The organism is Qipengyuania citrea (assembly GCF_024171405.1).
In the GTDB taxonomy this organism is placed as follows: Bacteria; Pseudomonadota; Alphaproteobacteria; order Sphingomonadales; family Sphingomonadaceae; genus Qipengyuania; species Qipengyuania profunda.
Genome location: NZ_JALJZT010000002.1, coordinates 2,286,211 through 2,305,249 on the forward strand (window position 1 = coordinate 2,286,211; position 19,039 = coordinate 2,305,249).

Genomic DNA, 19,039 nt, shown 5'->3' on the forward strand with positions numbered 1-19,039 from the left:
ATTCCTCGATCTCGGTCAGTGTGCCGCTCCCCAGCTGGTGCCGGTGCCGATATCGACACCCAGCGGCACATCGAGCGTCACCGCGGGTTCGGCAGCGCCCGCCATGACCCGCTCGATAACCGCAGAGGCGGCGGCAACATCGGCTTCGGGCAATTCGAACACCAGTTCGTCATGTACCTGCAGCAGCATGCGGACATGGCCCAGCCCGGCTTCCTGCAGGGCGGGCATCATGCGGACCATCGCGCGCTTGATGATGTCGGCGCTGGTCCCCTGGATCGGCGCATTGATCGCTGCGCGCTCGCTGCCCTGCCGTTCGGCCTGGTTCTTCGAACCGATCCGCGGGAACCAGGTCTTGCGCCCGAACAGCGTTTCCGAATAGCCGCGTTCGCGGACTTCCTCGAGCGTACGGACGATGTATTTCTGGATGCCGGGGAAGCGCTGGAAATAGGTGTCGATCATCGCCTGCGCCTCATCCGCCTCGACCCCCAGGCGTCCGCCCAGGCCCCAGCGCGAGATACCGTAGAGGATGGCGAAATTGATCGTCTTGGCGCGTCCGCGCGTATCGCGATTGACCTCGCCGAACATCTCGATCGCGGTGCGCGCGTGGATGTCCTCGCCTTGCGCGAAGGCTTCCTTCAAACTCGGCACGTCGGCCATATGCGCCGCCAGCCGCAGCTCGATCTGGCTGTAATCGGCGGCGAGCAGGACATGGCCCGGCTCGGCGACGAAGGCCTCGCGGATCTGGCGACCGATCTCGGTGCGGATCGGGATGTTCTGCAGGTTAGGATCGGTGGAACTGAGCCGCCCGGTCTGCGCGCCGACCAGGCTGTAGCTGGTATGCACGCGGCCCGTCTGCGGGTTAATCGCTTCCTGCAGCGCATCGGTATAAGTGCTCTTGAGCTTGGCGAGCTGGCGCCATTCGAGTATCTTGGCCGCAATCGGCGCGCCTTCGCCCGACAGACGTTCGAGCACGCTCTGGTCGGTCGAATACTGCCCGCTCTTGCCCTTCTTGCCGCCTTTGTAGCCGAGCGTGACGAACAGCACTTCGCCCAATTGCTTGGGGCTGCCGACGGTGAATTCGGTCCCCGCAATCGCGTGGATTTCCTTCTCCAGCCGGGCGGTTTCGCCGGCGAATTCCTCGGACAATCTGGCCAGCCGCGCACGGTCGACCTTGATCCCGTGCCGTTCCATCTGCGCCACCACCGGGACCAGCTGGCGGTCGACCCGCTCGTAGATCTTCGTCCCGCCTTCGGTCGCGAGCCGCGGTTTCAGCTGCTGGTAGAGCCGCCAGGTGACATCGGCATCCTCGGCGGCATATGCGGTCGCCTTGTCGAGCGGCACTTCACCAAAGGGGATCGCCTTGCGCCCGGTGCCGCACAATTCCTTGAAGGTCAGGCAGGTATGGCCGAGATGGCGTTCGGCCAGTTCGTCCATCCCGTGACCGCCGCCGATCCCGTCGAGCTGGCGCCCGGCATCGAGATCGAAGCTGATGATCATCGTATCGTCGACCGGCGATACCGCCACGCCGTTGCGCGCCAGCACGTTGAGATCGTATTTGCCGTTGTGGAACACCTTGAGCACGGCATCATCCGCCAGAAGCGGCGCGAGCGCGTGGAGCGCGGCAGCCTTGTCGATCTGCACCGGCTTCTCGGCAAACATGTCGCTGCCGCCATGACCGAGCGGGATATAGCAGGCATCATTGGCGCCCAGCGCCAGGCTGATGCCGACCAAATCGCACTGCATGCAATCGAGCGAGCTGGTTTCGGTATCGACCGCGACCAGCCGTGCGGCCTGCGCGCGTTCGACCCAGGCCTCGAGCCGGTCGAGCGTCTGGACGCATTCATAGGCGCTGCGATCGACCGCGGGAAAATCGGGCAGCGGCTGGCGATTGCCCGCCGCATTGGCGGGCGCGCCGGCCGTGTCGCGCTTCGCCGGGTCGAGATCGGTGGTGCGCGAGGGGCTGCCATTGCCTGCCTCGAGCCGTTTGAGCAGGCTGGAGAAGCCATGCTTGCCGAGGAAGGCGGCGAGCGGTTCGCTGGGGACCTGGTCGAGCTTCATGTCGTCGAGCGACACGGGCAGGCCGCAATCCTCGCGCAGCGTCACCAGCACGCGGCTGAGCTCGGCATCGGCGCGATATTCGAGCAGGCGTTCCTTGAGCTTGCTTTTCTTCATGCCCTCTGCCGCATCGAGCGCAGCGGTCAGTCCGCCATGTTCGGCGATCAGGCGGCTGGCAGTCTTGGGCCCGACGCCGAAGATGCCGGGGATGTTGTCGACCGAATCGCCCATCAGCGCGAGGACATCGCCAACCTTTTCGGGCGGGACGCCGAATTTCTCCTCGACCTCCTCGATATAGATGCGCGCGTTCTTCATCGTGTCGAGCATGTCGATCCGCGCGCCGTCCTGCTCGCCGACAAGCTGCATAAGATCCTTGTCGGAGGAGACGATCGTGACGTTCCACCCCTGCCGCTGCGCTTCGCGTGCGTAGGATGCGATCATGTCGTCCGCCTCGACATCGGGTTCCTCGATGCACGGCAGGCTGAAGGCGCGGGTGGCGTCGCGGATCAGCGGGAACTGGGGCACCAGATCCTCCGGCGGCGGGGGCCGGTTGGCCTTGTACTTGTCGTAGATCTCGTTGCGGAAGCTGCGGCTCGACTTGTCGAGAATCACTGCCAGATGCGTCGGCCCATCGGCCTTGTGCAGATCGTCGGCCAGCTTCCACAGCATGGTGGTATAGCCATAGACCGCGCCCACCGGTGTCCCTTCGGGGTCGGTCAGCGGGGGGAGGCGATGATAGGCACGGAAGATATAGGCCGAGCCATCGACGAGGTAGAGATGCGGTGTTTCAGCCATGGCCAAGCGGCTTAGCAACGGCTTGGCACAATGGGGAGCGCGATTTTCGCCCATCCCCACAAGTCGCGGAATTCTGTCGATTTTGGCCAAAATGAGACCGGAATGTGGCAAGATTGCGGTGAATCTGCTTGCCGTGCCCCATTTCTGCCATTATTCAGACGCTGTGAGGCCCCAATGGGGTTTCGCGCGGGAGGGGCCACTGGCCTTGCACCGCACCCAACACTCGCTGTTCAAGGATTTAGAACTATGCGCAAGATCGCTCTTTTCGCTGCTGCTTCGGCCGCTGCCCTGACCCTCGCCGCTTGCTCGGAAGCTACCGAAGACAGCGCCGAAGCAACTGCCGATTCGGTTGCTGCCGACGCTGAAGCCAACATGGAAGCCACTGGCGAAGCCATGGAAGCCGGCGCTGACGAAATCGCTGCTGACGCCGATGCAACTGCTGCTGAAGTCGAAGCTGCTGTCGAAGGCGACGAAACTGCTGCTGAAGCTGAAGTCGACTAATTCGATTTCGCTTCGCGGACGGTTTTACGTTCACGAACAGAAAGGGCGGTGCCTCACGGCGCCGCCCTTTTTGTTTGTCCGGATGGTAAGCTGGGGGTCAGTCCCCGCCGTAGTCCGCCGTGGCCCAGTTGCGGCCGTCCTGCGCTTCGCGGCCAAATCCGTCATACAGCGCCTGGGTGATGGTCGAGATCCGCGAATCGCGATTGTAGCGCGCTTCGAGCTTGCGCGTGCGGCTGCCGTTTTCCACCGCCATCGACGGGCTTTGCCCGGTGACATAGATCGCGGCGGCAATCGCGCGCCCATCGGGCGTATGGAAAATACCGATATCGCTCGCGGTCCGCGCAAGCGTCCCGGTCTTGTGCGCCAGATTGGCGCTGAGCGGCAGCGCCGAACGCATCCGCTGCTTGCCGGTCGTGGTTTCTTCCATCGCGTCGAGCAGGACGCGGCGCGAATAATCGCTCAGCCACTTGCCCTGGTAAATCCCGGCGAGCAGCTGGCCCATGGCGCGCGGGGTCGCGCTGTCCTTGGTATCGACGCTCCAGGCGGGGTCGATGCGGCCATCCTCGCGGATGAGCGTGGCGATATCGCGGGTCAGCTGGAACCCTTCGATCCCGGCATCTTCCATCCATTTGTTGACTGCGCGCGGGCCGCCGACTGCGGCAAGCAGCGCGTCGGTGCAATCGTTGCAGCTCTTGCTGATCATCAGGCTGAGATGACGGTAGGCGGGCATATAGGCCCCGCCCGGACGCGGCAGGCGAAACTCGCTCGTCAGGCTCCACCGGCCGGCATCGACACCCGCCAGATAGGTCGCGGCAATCGCGACCTTGCTGGTGCTGGCCATTGGGAAACGCTGGTCGGCCAACACGCCGACCTCGCGCCCGGTCGACAGATCGATCGCATAGACGCCGATCCGCCCGTTCGACCCTTCCGCCAATTGCGCGATCTGGCGCTCGAGCGGGGTCGCATACAGCGCGTCATAGCTTGGCGGGGTCCGAACCTCGGTCCCCAGAACAGTGTCGAATTGGGATTCGAAGCCATTGCCCTGCGCCAGCGTGGGCGTGGCGCATGCCATCGCCGCAATCGCCAGCAGTCGTCCGAAAAGTCTGTTACCCATACTGACCCTGTATACCTTTCAAGGTTAGGCGAAGCTTAATGCTGATCGATTGGGGCTAGACAAGGGCGCCGCGATGAAAAGTGTTGCGCGCGCGACAGGTTCGGTGATCGCCGCGTTACTTTGATGCGGGAAGCATCGATCAGGCGTTGGCAATCACCTGTTCGATCCGCTCGGTCGGCTCGCCAGACATGGTCTTGTCGATCTCACCGACCAGCCGCTTTTCCAGTTCGGAATGATAATGGCGGCGCATTTCGCCCAATGTCTTGGGATCCGCGATCACCAGTACATTGTCGATCTCTCCCGCGATTGCCTTGGCGTTGAGCCATTCGCTGGCCGCGGCGCCATGCGCGAGCTCGTTGAGATCGGTGCGCCCATGCTGCTGACCACCTGCGTCCTGATGCTTCACCCCGGCGCTGAAATTGGTCGCCGACAGATCTGGTTTTTCGGCTGCCCCAAGCTTGGGTTCGAGCGGCTGGCCGCTGTTGCGCATCACGATGAAGTTCTCGCCGTCGACGATGGCGACATGGGCATTGGTGGGAAGGCGCATGGAGTCTCCTCTGGATTGTTGCTTGCCCTGACAACGATCGAGGCGGCGATGAGGTCCGGGCTTGAGCAACGGCCCGTTTCAATGCACAACTCATTCTATGGGAGAGACGGAAAGCGCGGGCGCGCTGGAGCAGGGACTGGCGCAGGCGCTCGCACGCGCCGGTATGGCCGCACCCGAGGGGATCACGCGGCTGACGGGCGGTGCAACCATGGAAAGCTGGCGCTTTACGAGCGGCGACGGGGATTATGTCCTGCGCCGCGCGCCCAGCCTGTCGTTCATGGAAGACCGACCCTTCGGACACGGTACCGAGGCCGCGATCATCCGCGCCGCGCATGGCGCAGGCGTCACTGCCCCCGAAGTGCTGGTCGAATTGCAGCCCGGCGACGGCATCGGCAGCGGTTTCGTGATGCGCGCCTTGCCCGGGACGCCCGATCCGCGCGCTATCTTGGCGATGGACGAGCCCGCGCAATTGCTCCGTCAGGTGGCGCGCGACCTGGCGAAAATCCATTCGCTGCCGCGCGCCGCGCTGCCCGGAGATGTGCCCGAAATGGACTATGCCGAGGCAGTCGACGGCCTCGCCGTGCAGTTCGAGGAGGCCGGCGCCGACCGCCCGATCATCGCGCTCGGCCTGCGCTGGCTGCGCGATAACCTGCCCGAGCGTGTCGAGCCGGTGCTCAACCATGGCGACTACCGGCTGGGCAATCTGTTGGCGCAGGATTCGCAGCTGACCGGCGTGCTCGACTGGGAGCTGGCGCATTTCGGCGATCGCCACGAGGACCTCGCTTTCGGCTGCATGGCGGTGTGGCGCTTTGCCCGGGTCGACCGGCCTGCGCTCGGGCTGGGATCGCTGCAGGACTATGTCGATGCCTATGAAGCCGAAAGCGGCGCGCAGGTGGATGCCGGGCGGTTCCGCTTCTGGCTGGTCTATCGCACGGTGTGGTGGGCGCTCGGCTGCCTGCGCATGGCGAGCTTCTGGCGCAGCGGCGATGATCGCATGCTCGAACGGGTGGTAATCTCGCGGCGGACGAGCGAGCAGGAGCTCGACCTGCTCCTGCTGCTCGAAGAGGATGCCCCGGCCGCCGAACAGGCTCGGCCCGTGCCCCCGGCCGACGATCCGCTCGAACCCGATGGCGAGGCGAGCGCCGGCGAAATCGCCACTGCGATCGCCGAATGGCTCGGCACGGTGAAGGACCGGATGGAGGGGCATGACCGCTTCCAGCTGGCAGTCGCGCGCAATGCGCTGGGCATGATCGCGCGCAATGACGCGGCCGCCACGCAGAGCGAAGACGCCATGCTCGCGCAGGATCTGCTCGACGGCAAGGCGACGCTGGCAACCCCCGGCCTGCTGGCGATGCTGCGCCGCGCCGCGCTCGACAAGCTGGCCGCCGACGTACCCAAATACCCGATGCTCGCGCTCGCGCAGGCCAAATGGACAGGAGAGGATTGATGGACTTCGCGATACCGCAGGACCTCGAGGACTATTACGCCGAGCTGGAAGGCTTCATCGACAGCACCATCGCGCCGCTGGTGGCGCGCGACGACAACATCCGCTTTTTCGATCACCGCCGCGAGGATGCGCGCACCGACTGGGATCGCGGCGGCCTGCCGAGCCACGATTGGGAAGACCTGCTGCGCGAATGCCGCAAGGCCGCCGACGAGGCAGGCCACTGGCGCTTCTCCGCGCCGAAGAAATACGGCGGCAAGGATGGTTCGAACCTGTGGATGGCGGTCATCCGCGACCGCTTCGCGCAGCGCGGGCTGGGGCTGCACAACGATCTGCAGAACGAACATTCGATCGTCGGCAATTTCCCCTTCGTCGCGATGTTCGAAACCTTCGGTACCGAAGACCAGAAACAGGAATTCATTACCGGTGGCTTCGAAGGCACGCGCCGGGTCGCCTTCGGCCTGACCGAGCCCGACCACGGTTCCGACGCCACCTGGATGGAAACCAGGGCGGTGCGCGAGACGCGTGACGGGGTTTCCGGCTGGCGCATCGATGGCGAGAAGATGTGGATCACCGGCATGCATGTCGCCACGCATTGCGCGATGTTCGCGCGCACCGGCGGCGAGAATGGCGATGCCAGCGGGATCACCTGCTTTCTTGTTCCGAACCCCACACCGGGCCTCGAGATCGAGGAATGGATGTGGACCTTCAACATGCCCACCGATCACCCGCGCCTGTCGGTCAACAATGTCTGGGTGCCCGACGAGGCGATCCTCGGGGTCGAGGGGCGAGGGCTCGCGCTGGCGCAGAGCTTCGTCCACCAGAACCGCATCCGGCAGGCCGCATCGAGCCTTGGCGCGGCGCAATATTGCGTGGAAGAAAGCGTCAAATACGCGCGGACCCGCAAGCCGTTCGGCGAGGAACTGGCGCGCAACCAGGCGATCCAGTTCCCGCTGGTCGAGCTCGCGACGCAATGCGAAATGCTGCGGCTGCTGATCTACAAGACTGCCTGGGACATGGACAACATGCCGCATGAAGAGATCGAGAAGACGATCTCCGACAAGGTCTCGATGTGCAATTACTGGGCGAACCGGCTGGTGTGCGAAGCCGCTGACCGCGCAATGCAGGTACATGGCGGGATCGGCTATTCGCGGCACAAGCCATTCGAGCATATCTATCGCCACCACCGCCGCTACCGCATCACCGAAGGGGCGGAGGAAATTCAGATGCGCAAGGTCGGCGCCTATCTGTTCGGCTATCTCGGTCCGCGCCGCGGGAAGTTCTCCGCAGCCTGACCGGGCGCGAAAGCGGTTCCCGAAATTGCCGCTTGACCGGCTGCGGATCGCAGGGCCTTTTGGGGCAGCAAACTTGGGGATCGACATTATGAAAATCACGCTTCGTGCGCTGGCTACCGGCCTGCTGCTGTCTACCTCGGCTGCGGCCCTTGCCCAGCCTGCGCCGATCGTGCTGCCCGGCGCGCCGGGCACTGCCTCGCGGGTGATCGACGAGGATGAGGCGATCCGCCTGTCCGACACGCGGTTCTCGCCTGCCGACGTCAAGTTCATGCAGGACATGATCGTCCATCATCAGCAGGCGGTCGATCTGGCCGCGCTGGTCGAGGGCCGCAGCAACCACGCCGATCTGGCGAAGATTGCCGGTCGCATCGATGCGAGCCAGGCGGACGAGATCACCTTCATGCGCGACTGGCTGGCCGAACGCGGACAGCCCGCCGCGGCAATGCACCACGCGGGAATGGACCATTCCGCGCATCACTTGATGATGGGCATGGCGACGCCCGAACAGATGGCCGAACTGGCAACGCTCGAAGGAACCGCGTTCGACCGCATGTTCCTGCAGCTGATGGTACGCCATCACGAGGGCGCGATCGACATGGTCGAGACGCTGCATCGCCAGCCCGGCACTGCCTACGATCCGGTGATGTTCGAATTCAGCAACGATGTGGTCAAGGAACAGAAAGCCGAGATCGACCGGATGAACGGCATCCTCGCGGCGCTGTCGAGCGATCCGCGCGCGAGCCTTGCAGCGGGTTTCCGCGATGCAGAGGAAGCGATCAGCAATCTGCGCCTCGTAACCGCGCTGCCAAAGCCGACCGGCTTTTTCGATCCGGAGAACCCGGCCCAGCTTGCGCCGCTGATCGAAGAGGACGAGGAAACCGAAGACAAGGCAGAACTGGTCGATGCGTCCCGCCCCGATATTCGCGACGAGGAAGACGAGGACGGCCAGCCCCGCTTTGGCGAGCGCGGCTCGCTGCTGAGCTTTGCCAATACCGACATGGCGTTCAGCCGCGACCTGCTGGTGGCGGGCAATTACCACGGCTTCAACACCTACCGGCTGGGCGCGGACGGCGCTCCGCAACTGGTCAGTTCGACCGTCTGCCCCGGCGGGCAGGGCGATGTCTCGATCGTCGGCGACCTCTTGTTGATGAGCGTGCAGGACAGCCGGGCACGCAAAGATTGCGGGCTGCAGGGCATTGCCGACAATGTCAGCGACGAACGGTTTCGCGGCCTCAGGATCTTCGACATTTCGGACGCCACCCGCCCGCGCCAGGTCGGGCAGGTACAGACCTGCCGCGGCAGCCATACGCATTCGGTCGTCAGCGCCGATGCGGACCGCGTGGTGGTCTATAATTCGGGCACCAGCTACGTCCGCGATGGCAAGGAACTGGCGGGCTGTTTCGAAAGCGGCGGCGACAGCACCGCGCTGTTCAGCATCGATGTGATCGCGATTCCCGTGGATGATCCGGGCGCCGCGCGGATCGTCGACAGCCCGCGCATCTTCGCGCAGGACGGACAGATCGCGGGCCTGTGGCGCGGCGGCGACCATGGCGAGGGCACGCAGGATACCCGCGTCACCGATCAGTGCCACGACATCACCGTCTTCCCGGCGCTTAACCTCGCGGCGGGCGCCTGTTCGGGCAATGGCATCATCCTCGACATTGCCGACCCGCTCAAACCGCAGCGGATCGACGATGTGACCGACCAGGGCTTTGCCTATTGGCACTCGGCCACCTTCAACAATGACGGCACCAAAGTGCTGTTCACCGATGAATGGGGCGGCGGCGGGCGACCGCGCTGCCAGGCGGGCGATCCGGTGACCTGGGGCGCCAATGCGATTTACGCGATCGAGGATGGCAAGCTCGGCTTCCGCAGCCTCTACAAGCTGCCCGCACCGCAGACCGACAAGGAAAACTGCGTCGCGCATAATGGCTCGATCATCCCGGTGCCGGGGCGCGATATCTTCGTCCAGGCATGGTATCAGGGCGGCATTTCGGTGATCGATTTCACCGATGCGGAAAACCCGTTCGAGATCGCCTATTTCGACCGCGGGCCGGTCGATGCGGACCAGCTGGTGACCGGCGGCTACTGGTCGGCCTATTGGTACAATGGCCGCATCTACGCGACCGAGATTACCCGCGGGCTCGATGTCTTCGCGCTCGAGCCAAGCGAGTTCTTGACTGCCGAGGAGATCGCGGCGGCCGAGGCGGCGCAGTACGAAGGCGAGCTGTTCAATCCGCAGACGCAGACGCAGGTGACCTGGCCGGCAGAAGTCGCCGCGGCGGCGGAGGCTAGCCGTAAGGGCGGTTGAGATGGCTATCGATCAGCGAAGCGGCGCCCGCTCCCGCAGCCGGACGATCGGGGCGAGGCTGCTCATCGGGCTGCTCGCGCTGCTCGCCATCGCAGCGCTGATATCGCTGCTCGATACCAACCGCGGTTCGGTGCGCATGCTCGACATGCTGCGCGAGCCGTCGGTCTATCTGGCTGCCGCGCTGGCGGTGGTGGGCCTGATCCTGTCGCACAGGCGGGCCGTGGTGCTGGGTCTCGCGGCGATCACCATCGGCATCAATATGTGGCGTTTGTGGCCCTATACTTTCCTCGCCACTGCGCAGGTTCCCCTGCCCGACGAGGTCGACGGGATGAGCTGCGCGCGGCTGCTGTCGTTCAACGTGCTGCAGGACAACGACCGCTATGGAGACACCGCGAAGCTGATCGAGCGGGTCGATCCCGATATCCTGTTGCTGATGGAAACTCACCAGCCGTGGCTCGACGCGCTCGAGCCGCAATTGGCGCGCTATGGCTATCGGCTCGACCGGCCGCTCGACAACAAATACGGCATGGCCTTCGCCACCCGGCTGACCGTCGACCGCGCCGAAATGGTCGCCAACACCAGTTCGAACACGCCGACGCTCTATGCCACCCTGCGCATGGACGGTGGCGCGCGGTTCGAACTGATCGGCCTGCATCCGCGCCCGCCGCTGCCGGGGCAATCGACCGAGAGCCGCGATGCGAATATCGCGCAGGCGGGTGCGCGCACACCCGACGGCCTTTCGAACGTGCTCGCGATTGGGGATTTCAACGATGTCCCGTGGTCCAAAACCACGACGCGCTTTGCCCGCGAAGGCGGCTACCGCGATCCGCGCGCGGGCCGTGGCAGCTTCGCGACCTTCCCCGCCGACTATGCCTGGGTCGGCTGGCCGCTCGACCAGATCTTCGTCAAGGACGGGGTGAAGGTGGAAGAACTCGTGATCGGCGACGATGTCGGTTCAGATCACCTCCCGCTGATCGCACGGGTCTGCGTCGATCCGATGTCCGCCGATGCCGATATCGAAGGACTTTTCGCGCCGGAAACCCCCGCCGCACAAGGGCTATAGGACGCACTTTCTCCAGCGCGCGGTGACCCAATAAAAAGGCCCGGCAGGATCGCTCCTGCCGGGCCTCTTCATGTGACCTGTCGGTCGGGGGCGGGGCTTAGAAGCCCATGCCGCCCATACCGCCCATGCCGCCCATGTCGGGCATTGCCGGGGCAGCCGACTTGTCTTCGGGCTTCTCGGCGATCGCAGCCTCGGTCGTGATCAGCAGGCCGGCCACCGAAGCGGCGTCCTGCAGCGCGGTGCGCACGACCTTGGTCGGGTCGATGACGCCGGCCTTGACCAGGTCTTCGTAGGTGTCGGTCGCCGCATTGAAGCCAAGCGAGGTATCGTTGGCATCGGTCAGCTTGCCGGCAACCACAGCGCCATCATGGCCTGCGTTCGAGGCGATCTGGCGGACCGGAGCCTGCAGCGCACGACGGATGATGTCGATGCCGCGGGTCTGGTCGTCATTGATGCCTTCGAGGCCTTCGAGAGCCTTGGTCGCATAGAGCAGCGCGGTACCGCCGCCCGGGACGATGCCTTCTTCGACGGCTGCGCGGGTGGCGTGTAGCGCGTCGTCGACGCGGTCCTTGCGTTCCTTGACTTCGATCTCGGTAGCGCCGCCGACCTTGATCACGGCCACACCGCCGGCGAGCTTGGCGAGACGCTCCTGGAGCTTCTCGCGGTCGTAATCGCTGCTGGTGTTGTCGATCTGGGTGCGGATCTCGTTCACGCGCGCCTTGATGTCGCCTTCGTCACCGGCACCGTCGACAATCGTGGTGTTGTCCTTGTCGATGGTGACGCGCTTGGCTTCGCCGAGCATGCCGAGGGTAACGTTCTCGAGCTTGATGCCGAGGTCTTCCGAAATCATCTCGCCCTGCGTCAGGATCGCGATGTCCTGCAGCATCGCCTTGCGGCGATCGCCGAAGCCGGGAGCCTTGACCGCTGCAACCTTGAGGCCGCCGCGCAGCTTGTTGACCACGAGAGTGGCCAGCGCTTCGCCTTCGATGTCTTCCGCGATGATCAGCAGCGGGCGACCGCTCTGAACAGCCGCTTCGAGCACCGGCAGCATTGCCTGCAGGTTCGACAGCTTCTTTTCGTGGATCAGGATGTACGGATTTTCGAGTTCGACCGTCATCTTGTCCGGGTTGGTGATGAAGTAGGGCGACAGGTAGCCGCGGTCGAACTGCATGCCTTCGACGGTTTCGAGCTCGAATTCGAGACCCTTGCTCTCGTCGACGGTGATCACGCCTTCCTTGCCGACCTTTTCCATGGCTTCGGCGATCTTTTCGCCGACTTCACGGTCGCCATTGGCGGAGATCACGCCGACCTGGGCGATTTCTTCGCTGCCCGAGACGTCCTTCGAACGGTTCTTGAGGTCTTCGACGACCTTGATGACGGCGAGGTCGATGCCGCGCTTGAGGTCCATCGGGTTCATGCCCGCGGCGACCGACTTCATGCCTTCGGTCACGATCGACTGTGCCAGCACGGTAGCGGTGGTGGTGCCGTCACCGGCGGCGTCATTCGCCTTCGATGCGACTTCCTTGATCATCTGCGCGCCCATGTTCTCGAACTTGTCCTTGAGTTCGATTTCCTTGGCGACGGTGACGCCGTCCTTGGTGATGCGCGGGGCGCCGAAGCTCTTGTCGATCACGACATTGCGGCCCTTGGGGCCGAGCGTGACCTTAACGGCATTGGCGAGGGTATCGACGCCGCGCAGGATGCCTTCGCGCGCGTCGCGGCCGAACTTTACGTCCTTGGCTGCCATTGGTGTTTCTCCTGGAATTGGTGTGTCTGGTGGAAAGCGTCAGGATCCGGCGATCAGCCGATGATCCCCATGATGTCGCTTTCCTTCATGATCAGCAGGTCTTCGCCATCGAGCTTGACCTCGGTGCCCGACCACTTGCCGAACAAGACGCGGTCGCCGGCCTTGACGTCGAGCGGGGTGACCGTGCCGTCTTCCGCCTTGGCACCCGAACCGACAGCGACGATTTCGCCTTCGCTCGGCTTTTCCTGGGCGCTGTCGGGAATGATGATCCCGCCGGCGGTCTTTTCTTCGGCTTCGATGCGACGGACCAGTACGCGGTCGTGCAGCGGACGAAATGCCATGATGATGACCTCTCTTCTAAGAGTGAAAAAGGGATGTTGGCACTCACTCGGTGAGAGTGCCAGCACGGGGCATTTGGGTGCGCGGCTTGGCAGAGTCAACGGGTCGGCGAGCAAAAAATGAACTCTTGCGCCAGTGCTGCGTTGGGGGTGGCGAAGCGGGTGGACCAATCCCCGGTGGGCCCACCCCGATCGATATGAAAATGCCGCGATAAAGGGCTGCCCACGAATGACGACCGACCAAGCCATTTCCGCACTGACCATTCCCGAACAGATCTGGCTTTGGCTGCGGCTGCACATGATGGACATCGCGGGCGCTTTCGCGGTGCTGGTCATCGGCCTGCTGCTTGCCGGGATACTTTCGCGCTGGGCGGAACGGGCGATGACGCGCTCGCCGCGGTTCGAGCCGACCGTGGCCAACTTCCTCTCGAGCATCGTGAAATACGCTCTGTGGGCGGTGGTGCTGGTCACCGTGCTCGCGCAGTTCGGAGTGGAAACCACCAGCATCCTCGCCGCGCTCGGCGGCATGGCGCTTGCGATCGGCCTCGCGTTGCAGGGCACGCTCAGCAATGTTGCTTCCGGGGTGATGATCCTCGTCCAGAAGCCGTTCAAGGTGGGCGAGGCGATCTCCGCCGGATCGGTGACCGGCACGGTCCAGCAGATCGGGCTGTTTACGACCGAACTCAAGCAGTTCGACGGCCTGTTCGTGATGGTGCCCAATTCGCAGCTGTGGAACCAGGCGATCGTCAACTTCCACCGGCATCCGAACCGCCGGCTCGAACTGGTCGTGGGCATTGCCTATGGCGACAGCATGCTGCGCGCGCGAGAGGAGCTGTTGAAGCTGGCACTGACCGACGAGCGTGTGTTGTCCGAACCCGAGGCGGTCACCTTCGTCAGCTCGCTCGATGACAGCTCGGTCGGGATCGGCCTGCGCGTGTGGTGCAGCACCTCCGACTATCTCGGCCTGTCATGGGATCTCACCGAAGCGGTCAAGGCGCGCTTCGACGATGTCGGCATTTCCATCCCGTTCCCGCAGCGCGAGGTGGTGCAGCGCGCCGCCTGAGCTATGCGTTAAGCGGGTGGCGGGTCAGCCCCAGCGCCTCGCGCCGGTGCCAGCGCCAGCCGAGCAGTGCGGCGGCCACGGTCAGCCCGGTCGCCAGCCCGATCCACACGCCGATCCCCGCCAGCGGGGTGTAGAAGCCCAGCACCAGCGCGGTGCCGATCCCCGGGACCCAATAGGCGAAGGCGGCGATCCACATCGGGATGCGGGTATCCTGCAATCCGCGCAGCGCGCCTGCGGCGACCGCCTGCATCCCGTCGAACAGCTGGAAGGCCGCGGCGATGACGATATACTGCAACGCGAAGCCTACCAGCACGGCATTCTTCGGGTCCCACGGATCGACATAGATCGCGATCAGCGGCTTGGGGATCACCACCATCGCCAGCGCGGTGAGCGCCATGAAACCGGTGCCGACGATGATCGCGGTCCATCCCGCGCGCTTGACCCCCTCGGGATCGCGCGCGCCATAGAAATAGCCCACCCGGATCGTCGCCGCCTGGCCAACGCCGAAGGGCACCTGGAACGCCAGCGCCGCGATCTGCAGCGCCACCGTGTGCGCCGCCAGCTCGCTCGCACCGATATTGCCCATCAGGAAAGCGGCCGCGCCGAAGATGCCTGCCTCGGCGGTAATGGTCAGCGCGATCGGCGTGCCCACGCGGACGATGTGCATGAAGCGCGCCCAGTCGGGCGACCACCAGCGTCCGAACACGCGGTAGCGGTGCAGTTTGGGGTCCAGCCGGATCGCGACGACATATGCCGCAAGCGTGGTCAGAGTGGTGAAGATCGTCGCGACCGCGGCGCCCTGCAGCCCCAACTCGGGCGCGCCCAGATTGCCGAAGATGAAAGCGTAATTGGCCAGCGCATTGACGAAGATGCCGCCCGCAGTGATCGCTGTGGCGAAGATCGGCCGGTCGAGCGTGGAGACGAAGCTGCGCAGCACATTGCAGAACAGCATCGGCACCAGGCTGAGCACCAGCAGCGAGTTGTATTCGATCGCCATCGCGATGATCTGCGGTTCCTGCCCGGTAACCTGCATCAGCGGGCCGAGCAAAAGGCACAGGCCGATCCCGGCCACGCCCGAAAACAGCGCCAGCCACAGCGCCATGCGGACCGTCCGCCGGACCGAGCGCAGCGCCGGGGCACGTTCGCCCAGCTCGGCAGCTGCCACCGGCGCCACCGCCCCGGTCAGGCCCGACAGCGCCCATAGCACCAGGCCGAACAGCGCGATCGCCAGCGCCGAGGCAGCGAGCTGGTCCTCGCCCAGCCGCGCGATGAAGATCACGTCGATCGCATAGGTCAGCATCTGCAACAGGTTTGCCGCCGCCAGCGGCCAGCTCAGCCGCAGCGTCGCGCGCAGCTCGGTGCGCCAGCCATCACCGCCAGGAGGCGTGGGCTCCATGGCGGTTGCGATCGACATGCAGCCGGACCGGATAGGGCAGGATAGTGCCCGGACCAACCCCGTGCATTTGATGAAACCGCTTTCCCCCGGAAGGCGAGGCCCGGAGGGCACACTCTTTGCGATGCGGCATGGCCACGCAAAGAGAGATATGAGCTGTTAGTCCCCGCGTGGATCCGTGGCAGGATCGATGTCCGCCGTCATTTCGGCCACAATCCGGCTGACCTGTTCACGGCCGGTTGCGTTGCCACGGCTCGCATAGAGTCCGCGCAGCAGTGCCAGATCGTAATCGGTCAGGCCAAACCGCGCGGATTCGTCGCGCTTGGTGTCGAACATCGCGAGGATCGAACTCTTGGGCCACGGTCCCTCCATGTCGGGCGCGGCGAGCGAGACCATCGCAAGATAATCGGCCAGCTCGCCGATCTGAAAGTCTCCGATCTGTTCGTGGTCGACAATTACAACCAATATCTGGAAATTGGCCTGACTCGAGTGGCTGAGGCGGGAATTCGGCAAGGCGCAGCCTTCGCTACAGAAATTGGTGACAGTCAGCCAGCGAACCGGTCGGTGGGTTTCGCGAAACTGTTGCCATTTGGCATAGCCATCCTGTCTCAAGAGGACGCGCTTGCGATCGGTCAGCGATATGGCGAGTTCACCTGCCCCAAGCGAAAAGGCGATCAGCATGGTGGTATTGCACTCGCCGTCGGCCACGCGAAGCCCGACATCGCTGGCCAGGCTGGTGATCCGTTCACGAATAAAGCGCGCTTCAGCGTCGCGTACGCCGGTGATCTTGGGGCAAACACGGGCGTTCCACCGGGCGAGCTGGTCCGTCTTTGCCGGTTCCAGAACCTGCTCGGCAAAGCGTCTGAGAGCTCTGACACCCTCCGCGGTCTTCACTCGATTTCCGCTAACAACGATCTGCTCTCTATCGGGTTGATTTGAAGCGGGTTCGATATCACCGGGCGTCTGCGCAACCGCTACGACCGAAGTAAAAAGCAGTGCGATTAGGAGACCCGGATGAACAATCATCCACGAAGTATATTGCGGTAACTGCCCGAGTCAAAGTCTCCAAACCCGACTGCGGTTATTGAGATTGCTGCGGGATGATGGACAACTTCGAGCTACCCGATCCATTTGCATTGCACGTTTTCTGCCGGGCGCTCCGCCCGTCGACAAAAAAGGGCGGCGCCTTGCGGCACCGCCCTTCCGTGATCTCGCACGCGAGATCGAAGCGTAAGCGCCCAAACGGGCAGTAGCTTACTTGAGCTCGACGGTACCGCCGGCTGCTTCGATCTTGCCCTTGATTTCTTCGGCTTCTGCCTTGTTGACGCCTTCCTTGACGGGCTTGGGCGCACCTTCGACGAGAGCCTTGGCTTCCGAGAGGCCCAGACCGGTGATGGCGCGGACTTCCTTGATGACCTGGATCTTCTTGCCACCGTCGCCGGTCAGGACGACATCGAATTCGTCCTTTTCTTCGGCTGCGGGGGCATCGCCGCCGCCGGCGGGGCCAGCAACAGCAACAGCAGCAGCGGCGCTCACGCCCCACTCTTCTTCAAGTGCCTTGGCAAGCTCAGCGGCTTCCATGACGGTCAGCTTCGACAGTTCTTCAACAAGCTTGGCGATATCGGCCATGATGTTTCACTCCAAATATAAGGCCGGGGTGTCCTGATGGACGAATGCCCCGATGAATGTGTGTTCGTACGTCGAACCGGCTCTTACGCGGCTTCCTTGGCGCCATAAGCGCCAACAACGCGTGCGAGCATCGACGTGGGTTCCTTGATCGTGCGGACAACCTTGGTTGCCGGCGCGTTGAGGAGGCCCACGATAGTGCCACGAAGTTCGTCGAGGCTGGGCATCGAGGCAAGCGCCCGAACCCCTGCTTCGTCGAGCTTCTGCGCGCCCATCGAACCACCGACGATTTCAATCTTGTCGGTAGTCTTGGCGAACTCCACCACGGCTTTCGCCGCAGCAACCGGATCCTCGGAATAACCAAGGGCGGTCGGACCGGTCAGGTACTCTTCGAGACCTGTGTAGTCGGTGTCCTTCAGGGCGAGCTTGGCGAGACGGTTCTTGGCAACCTTGTAGGACGCACCGGCTTCACGCATCTTCGTACGCAGTTCGGTGGACTGATCCACCGTAAGCCCCAGATTGCGGGTGACGACCACCACGCCGGACTGGGCGAAGACTTCGTTGAGCTGGGCGACCGCATCGGTTTTCTGCGAACGATCCATGCCATACTCCTTCACTATGGCCACGCCGGGAAAACCCGCCGCGACCGGCTACGTTTGTCCGCCCCGGCGAACCGGAACGGGCGAGTCCGTTGATGGGGAAGGAGTGCGCCTGGTGGCGCGAAACGGTGCCGAAGCACCGGAAATCTCTGTCCCCGCCTAGGCTGGAAATTAAGAAGGCGCCAATTCGCCTTCACCAACTGTCTCGGACGGATGAACGGGCGGAATCGAAAGAGACCCGCCGTTCGACCGCGGGCCTCTAAGGATTTGGGCGATTCTGTCAAGCGTCTGGCGCTATCGCGCGGCGGGCCCGGACGACGCGTCGATCGGGGCGGGGCGCGTGGCGATCACATATTGGGCAGCGATCATCACCAGCGCGAGCCATGCGGTGACGACGCTGTCGAGCGTCAGCATGGCCCATTTCAGCGCTGTGCCTTCGACGAAGATTGCGCCGATGCCCAGCGCATAATGCAGCACCATCAGCGGGAGCATGGCGGCCAGCGGGAAGAGGATCGCGAACAGCGCGTCTGGCGCCATCACGCGGATCGACTGCAGCGGACTGATGAAGCTGCCCAGCGGCGCAGCGACGATGAAGCGCACGATCAGCGGCATGAAAATCAGGCCGAAGACAAAGAAGCCGATACCCATCGGCCCTTCGGTCCAGACATAGAGGCCAAGCCAGGCGAGCAGCGCCTGCAGCGCAATAACGAGGCCGAACAGCGTCACTGCGGGCCTGTCGAACCGCGTAGCGAAGCCGCGATCGCCCTGCGTATGCAGCCAGCGAATGAGGAAATAGGCGGGCAGGCCCAGCGCGATCGTCTTGAAGAACCCGGCGATCATCCGGTCGGGGTCGCTTTCGAGCGCCTGCGCGGCCTCGACCCCGGCATACATGCCGCTGCGTATCTCGACCACGTGCTGGACGAACTCGGCCACCAACGGAATCGCCGCGACGAGCGGCAGCGCTGCGGCAAAGGCGAGGCTGCGGGTGTGAACGGTGCGGAATGCGGACAGGAAAGTGGTCATGGTTTGGTCCCCCCGGTTTCGGAATGGATTATCGGCTCGCCCGGTCGATAGAAATACGAACGGATGCGCGGCCGCGCCACCGGATTGTCCCATCCTGATACATCTGCAGGCGAAGAAAAGTGCCC

At 64.0% G+C, this 19,039-nt stretch carries 16 protein-coding genes; 6 read left to right on the forward strand and 10 right to left on the reverse strand.

Annotated features, from left to right (window positions below; all coding sequences use genetic code 11):
• Positions 1–15 precede the first annotated feature (15 nt).
• Positions 16–2,850 carry a DNA polymerase I gene (polA, locus tag J2S32_RS12100; RefSeq protein WP_253521747.1) on the reverse strand — a complete coding sequence of 945 codons (2,835 nt, stop codon included), beginning with the start codon at positions 2,848–2,850 and terminating at the stop codon, positions 16–18.
• Between the two features lie 246 nt (positions 2,851–3,096).
• Here polA and J2S32_RS12105 point away from each other — a divergent pair, with 246 nt between their 5' ends.
• A complete protein-coding gene (locus tag J2S32_RS12105; protein ID WP_253521748.1) occupies positions 3,097–3,351 on the forward strand; it encodes a hypothetical protein in 255 nt (84 codons plus the stop codon).
• A 97-nt stretch (positions 3,352–3,448) separates the two neighbouring features.
• Here the strand turns inward: J2S32_RS12105 and J2S32_RS12110 are convergent, their stop codons facing one another.
• Together J2S32_RS12110 and J2S32_RS12115 are read right to left on the reverse strand one after the other, a co-directional pair.
• The gene (locus J2S32_RS12110; RefSeq protein WP_253521750.1) at positions 3,449–4,465 is read right to left on the reverse strand and encodes a serine hydrolase; all 1,017 of its coding nucleotides are present in this window, start codon (positions 4,463–4,465) and stop codon (positions 3,449–3,451) included.
• Positions 4,466–4,604: 139 nt separating this feature from the next.
• Positions 4,605–5,012: a baeRF12 domain-containing protein gene (locus tag J2S32_RS12115; RefSeq protein ID WP_253521753.1), complete on the reverse strand. Its 408-nt coding sequence runs from the start codon at positions 5,010–5,012 to the stop codon at positions 4,605–4,607.
• 97 nt (positions 5,013–5,109) lie between these two features.
• On the opposite strand from J2S32_RS12115, the gene J2S32_RS12120 reads away from it, so the two are divergent.
• The 4 genes from J2S32_RS12120 (at position 5,110) to J2S32_RS12135 (ending at position 11,125) form a co-directional block, all read left to right on the forward strand.
• Positions 5,110–6,459, forward strand: coding sequence for a phosphotransferase (locus J2S32_RS12120; RefSeq protein ID WP_253521755.1), 1,350 nt, complete (start codon positions 5,110–5,112; stop codon positions 6,457–6,459).
• A complete protein-coding gene (locus J2S32_RS12125) occupies positions 6,459–7,751 on the forward strand; it encodes an acyl-CoA dehydrogenase family protein (RefSeq protein WP_253521757.1) in 1,293 nt (430 codons plus the stop codon). The genes J2S32_RS12120 and J2S32_RS12125 overlap by 1 nt, the downstream gene beginning before the upstream one ends.
• Before the next feature lie 88 nt (positions 7,752–7,839).
• On the forward strand, positions 7,840–10,062 hold the full coding sequence (locus J2S32_RS12130) for a DUF305 domain-containing protein (RefSeq protein WP_253521760.1): 2,223 nt from the start codon (positions 7,840–7,842) through the stop codon (positions 10,060–10,062).
• A gap of 1 nt (position 10,063) precedes the next feature.
• Positions 10,064–11,125 carry an endonuclease/exonuclease/phosphatase family protein gene (locus J2S32_RS12135; RefSeq protein ID WP_253521762.1) on the forward strand — a complete coding sequence of 354 codons (1,062 nt, stop codon included), beginning with the start codon at positions 10,064–10,066 and terminating at the stop codon, positions 11,123–11,125.
• Between the two features lie 97 nt (positions 11,126–11,222).
• Here the strand turns inward: J2S32_RS12135 and groL are convergent, their stop codons facing one another.
• Together groL and groES are read right to left on the reverse strand one after the other, a co-directional pair.
• Positions 11,223–12,872 carry a chaperonin GroEL gene (gene groL, locus J2S32_RS12140; RefSeq protein WP_253521765.1) on the reverse strand — a complete coding sequence of 550 codons (1,650 nt, stop codon included), beginning with the start codon at positions 12,870–12,872 and terminating at the stop codon, positions 11,223–11,225.
• A 53-nt stretch (positions 12,873–12,925) separates the two neighbouring features.
• Positions 12,926–13,213: a co-chaperone GroES gene (gene groES, locus J2S32_RS12145; protein ID WP_253521769.1), complete on the reverse strand. Its 288-nt coding sequence runs from the start codon at positions 13,211–13,213 to the stop codon at positions 12,926–12,928.
• A gap of 226 nt (positions 13,214–13,439) precedes the next feature.
• Here groES and J2S32_RS12150 point away from each other — a divergent pair, with 226 nt between their 5' ends.
• Positions 13,440–14,273, forward strand: coding sequence for a mechanosensitive ion channel family protein (locus J2S32_RS12150; protein ID WP_253521772.1), 834 nt, complete (start codon positions 13,440–13,442; stop codon positions 14,271–14,273).
• 1 nt (position 14,274) lies between these two features.
• Here the strand turns inward: J2S32_RS12150 and J2S32_RS12155 are convergent, their stop codons facing one another.
• From J2S32_RS12155 to J2S32_RS12175, 5 genes are all read right to left on the reverse strand, one after another.
• Complete coding sequence (locus J2S32_RS12155; RefSeq protein WP_253521775.1) at positions 14,275–15,687, reverse strand: MATE family efflux transporter; 1,413 nt, start codon at positions 15,685–15,687, stop codon at positions 14,275–14,277.
• Positions 15,688–15,825: 138 nt separating this feature from the next.
• Entirely contained in the window at positions 15,826–16,692 is an 867-nt protein-coding gene (locus J2S32_RS12160) for a hypothetical protein (protein WP_253521778.1), read from the reverse strand.
• 228 nt (positions 16,693–16,920) lie between these two features.
• The gene (rplL, locus tag J2S32_RS12165) at positions 16,921–17,295 is read right to left on the reverse strand and encodes a 50S ribosomal protein L7/L12 (RefSeq protein WP_253521782.1); all 375 of its coding nucleotides are present in this window, start codon (positions 17,293–17,295) and stop codon (positions 16,921–16,923) included.
• Positions 17,296–17,378: 83 nt separating this feature from the next.
• Complete coding sequence (gene rplJ / locus J2S32_RS12170; protein WP_253521785.1) at positions 17,379–17,894, reverse strand: 50S ribosomal protein L10; 516 nt, start codon at positions 17,892–17,894, stop codon at positions 17,379–17,381.
• A gap of 291 nt (positions 17,895–18,185) precedes the next feature.
• Positions 18,186–18,914: a hypothetical protein gene (locus tag J2S32_RS12175; protein WP_253521788.1), complete on the reverse strand. Its 729-nt coding sequence runs from the start codon at positions 18,912–18,914 to the stop codon at positions 18,186–18,188.
• Between the last annotated feature and the right edge of the window lie 125 nt (positions 18,915–19,039).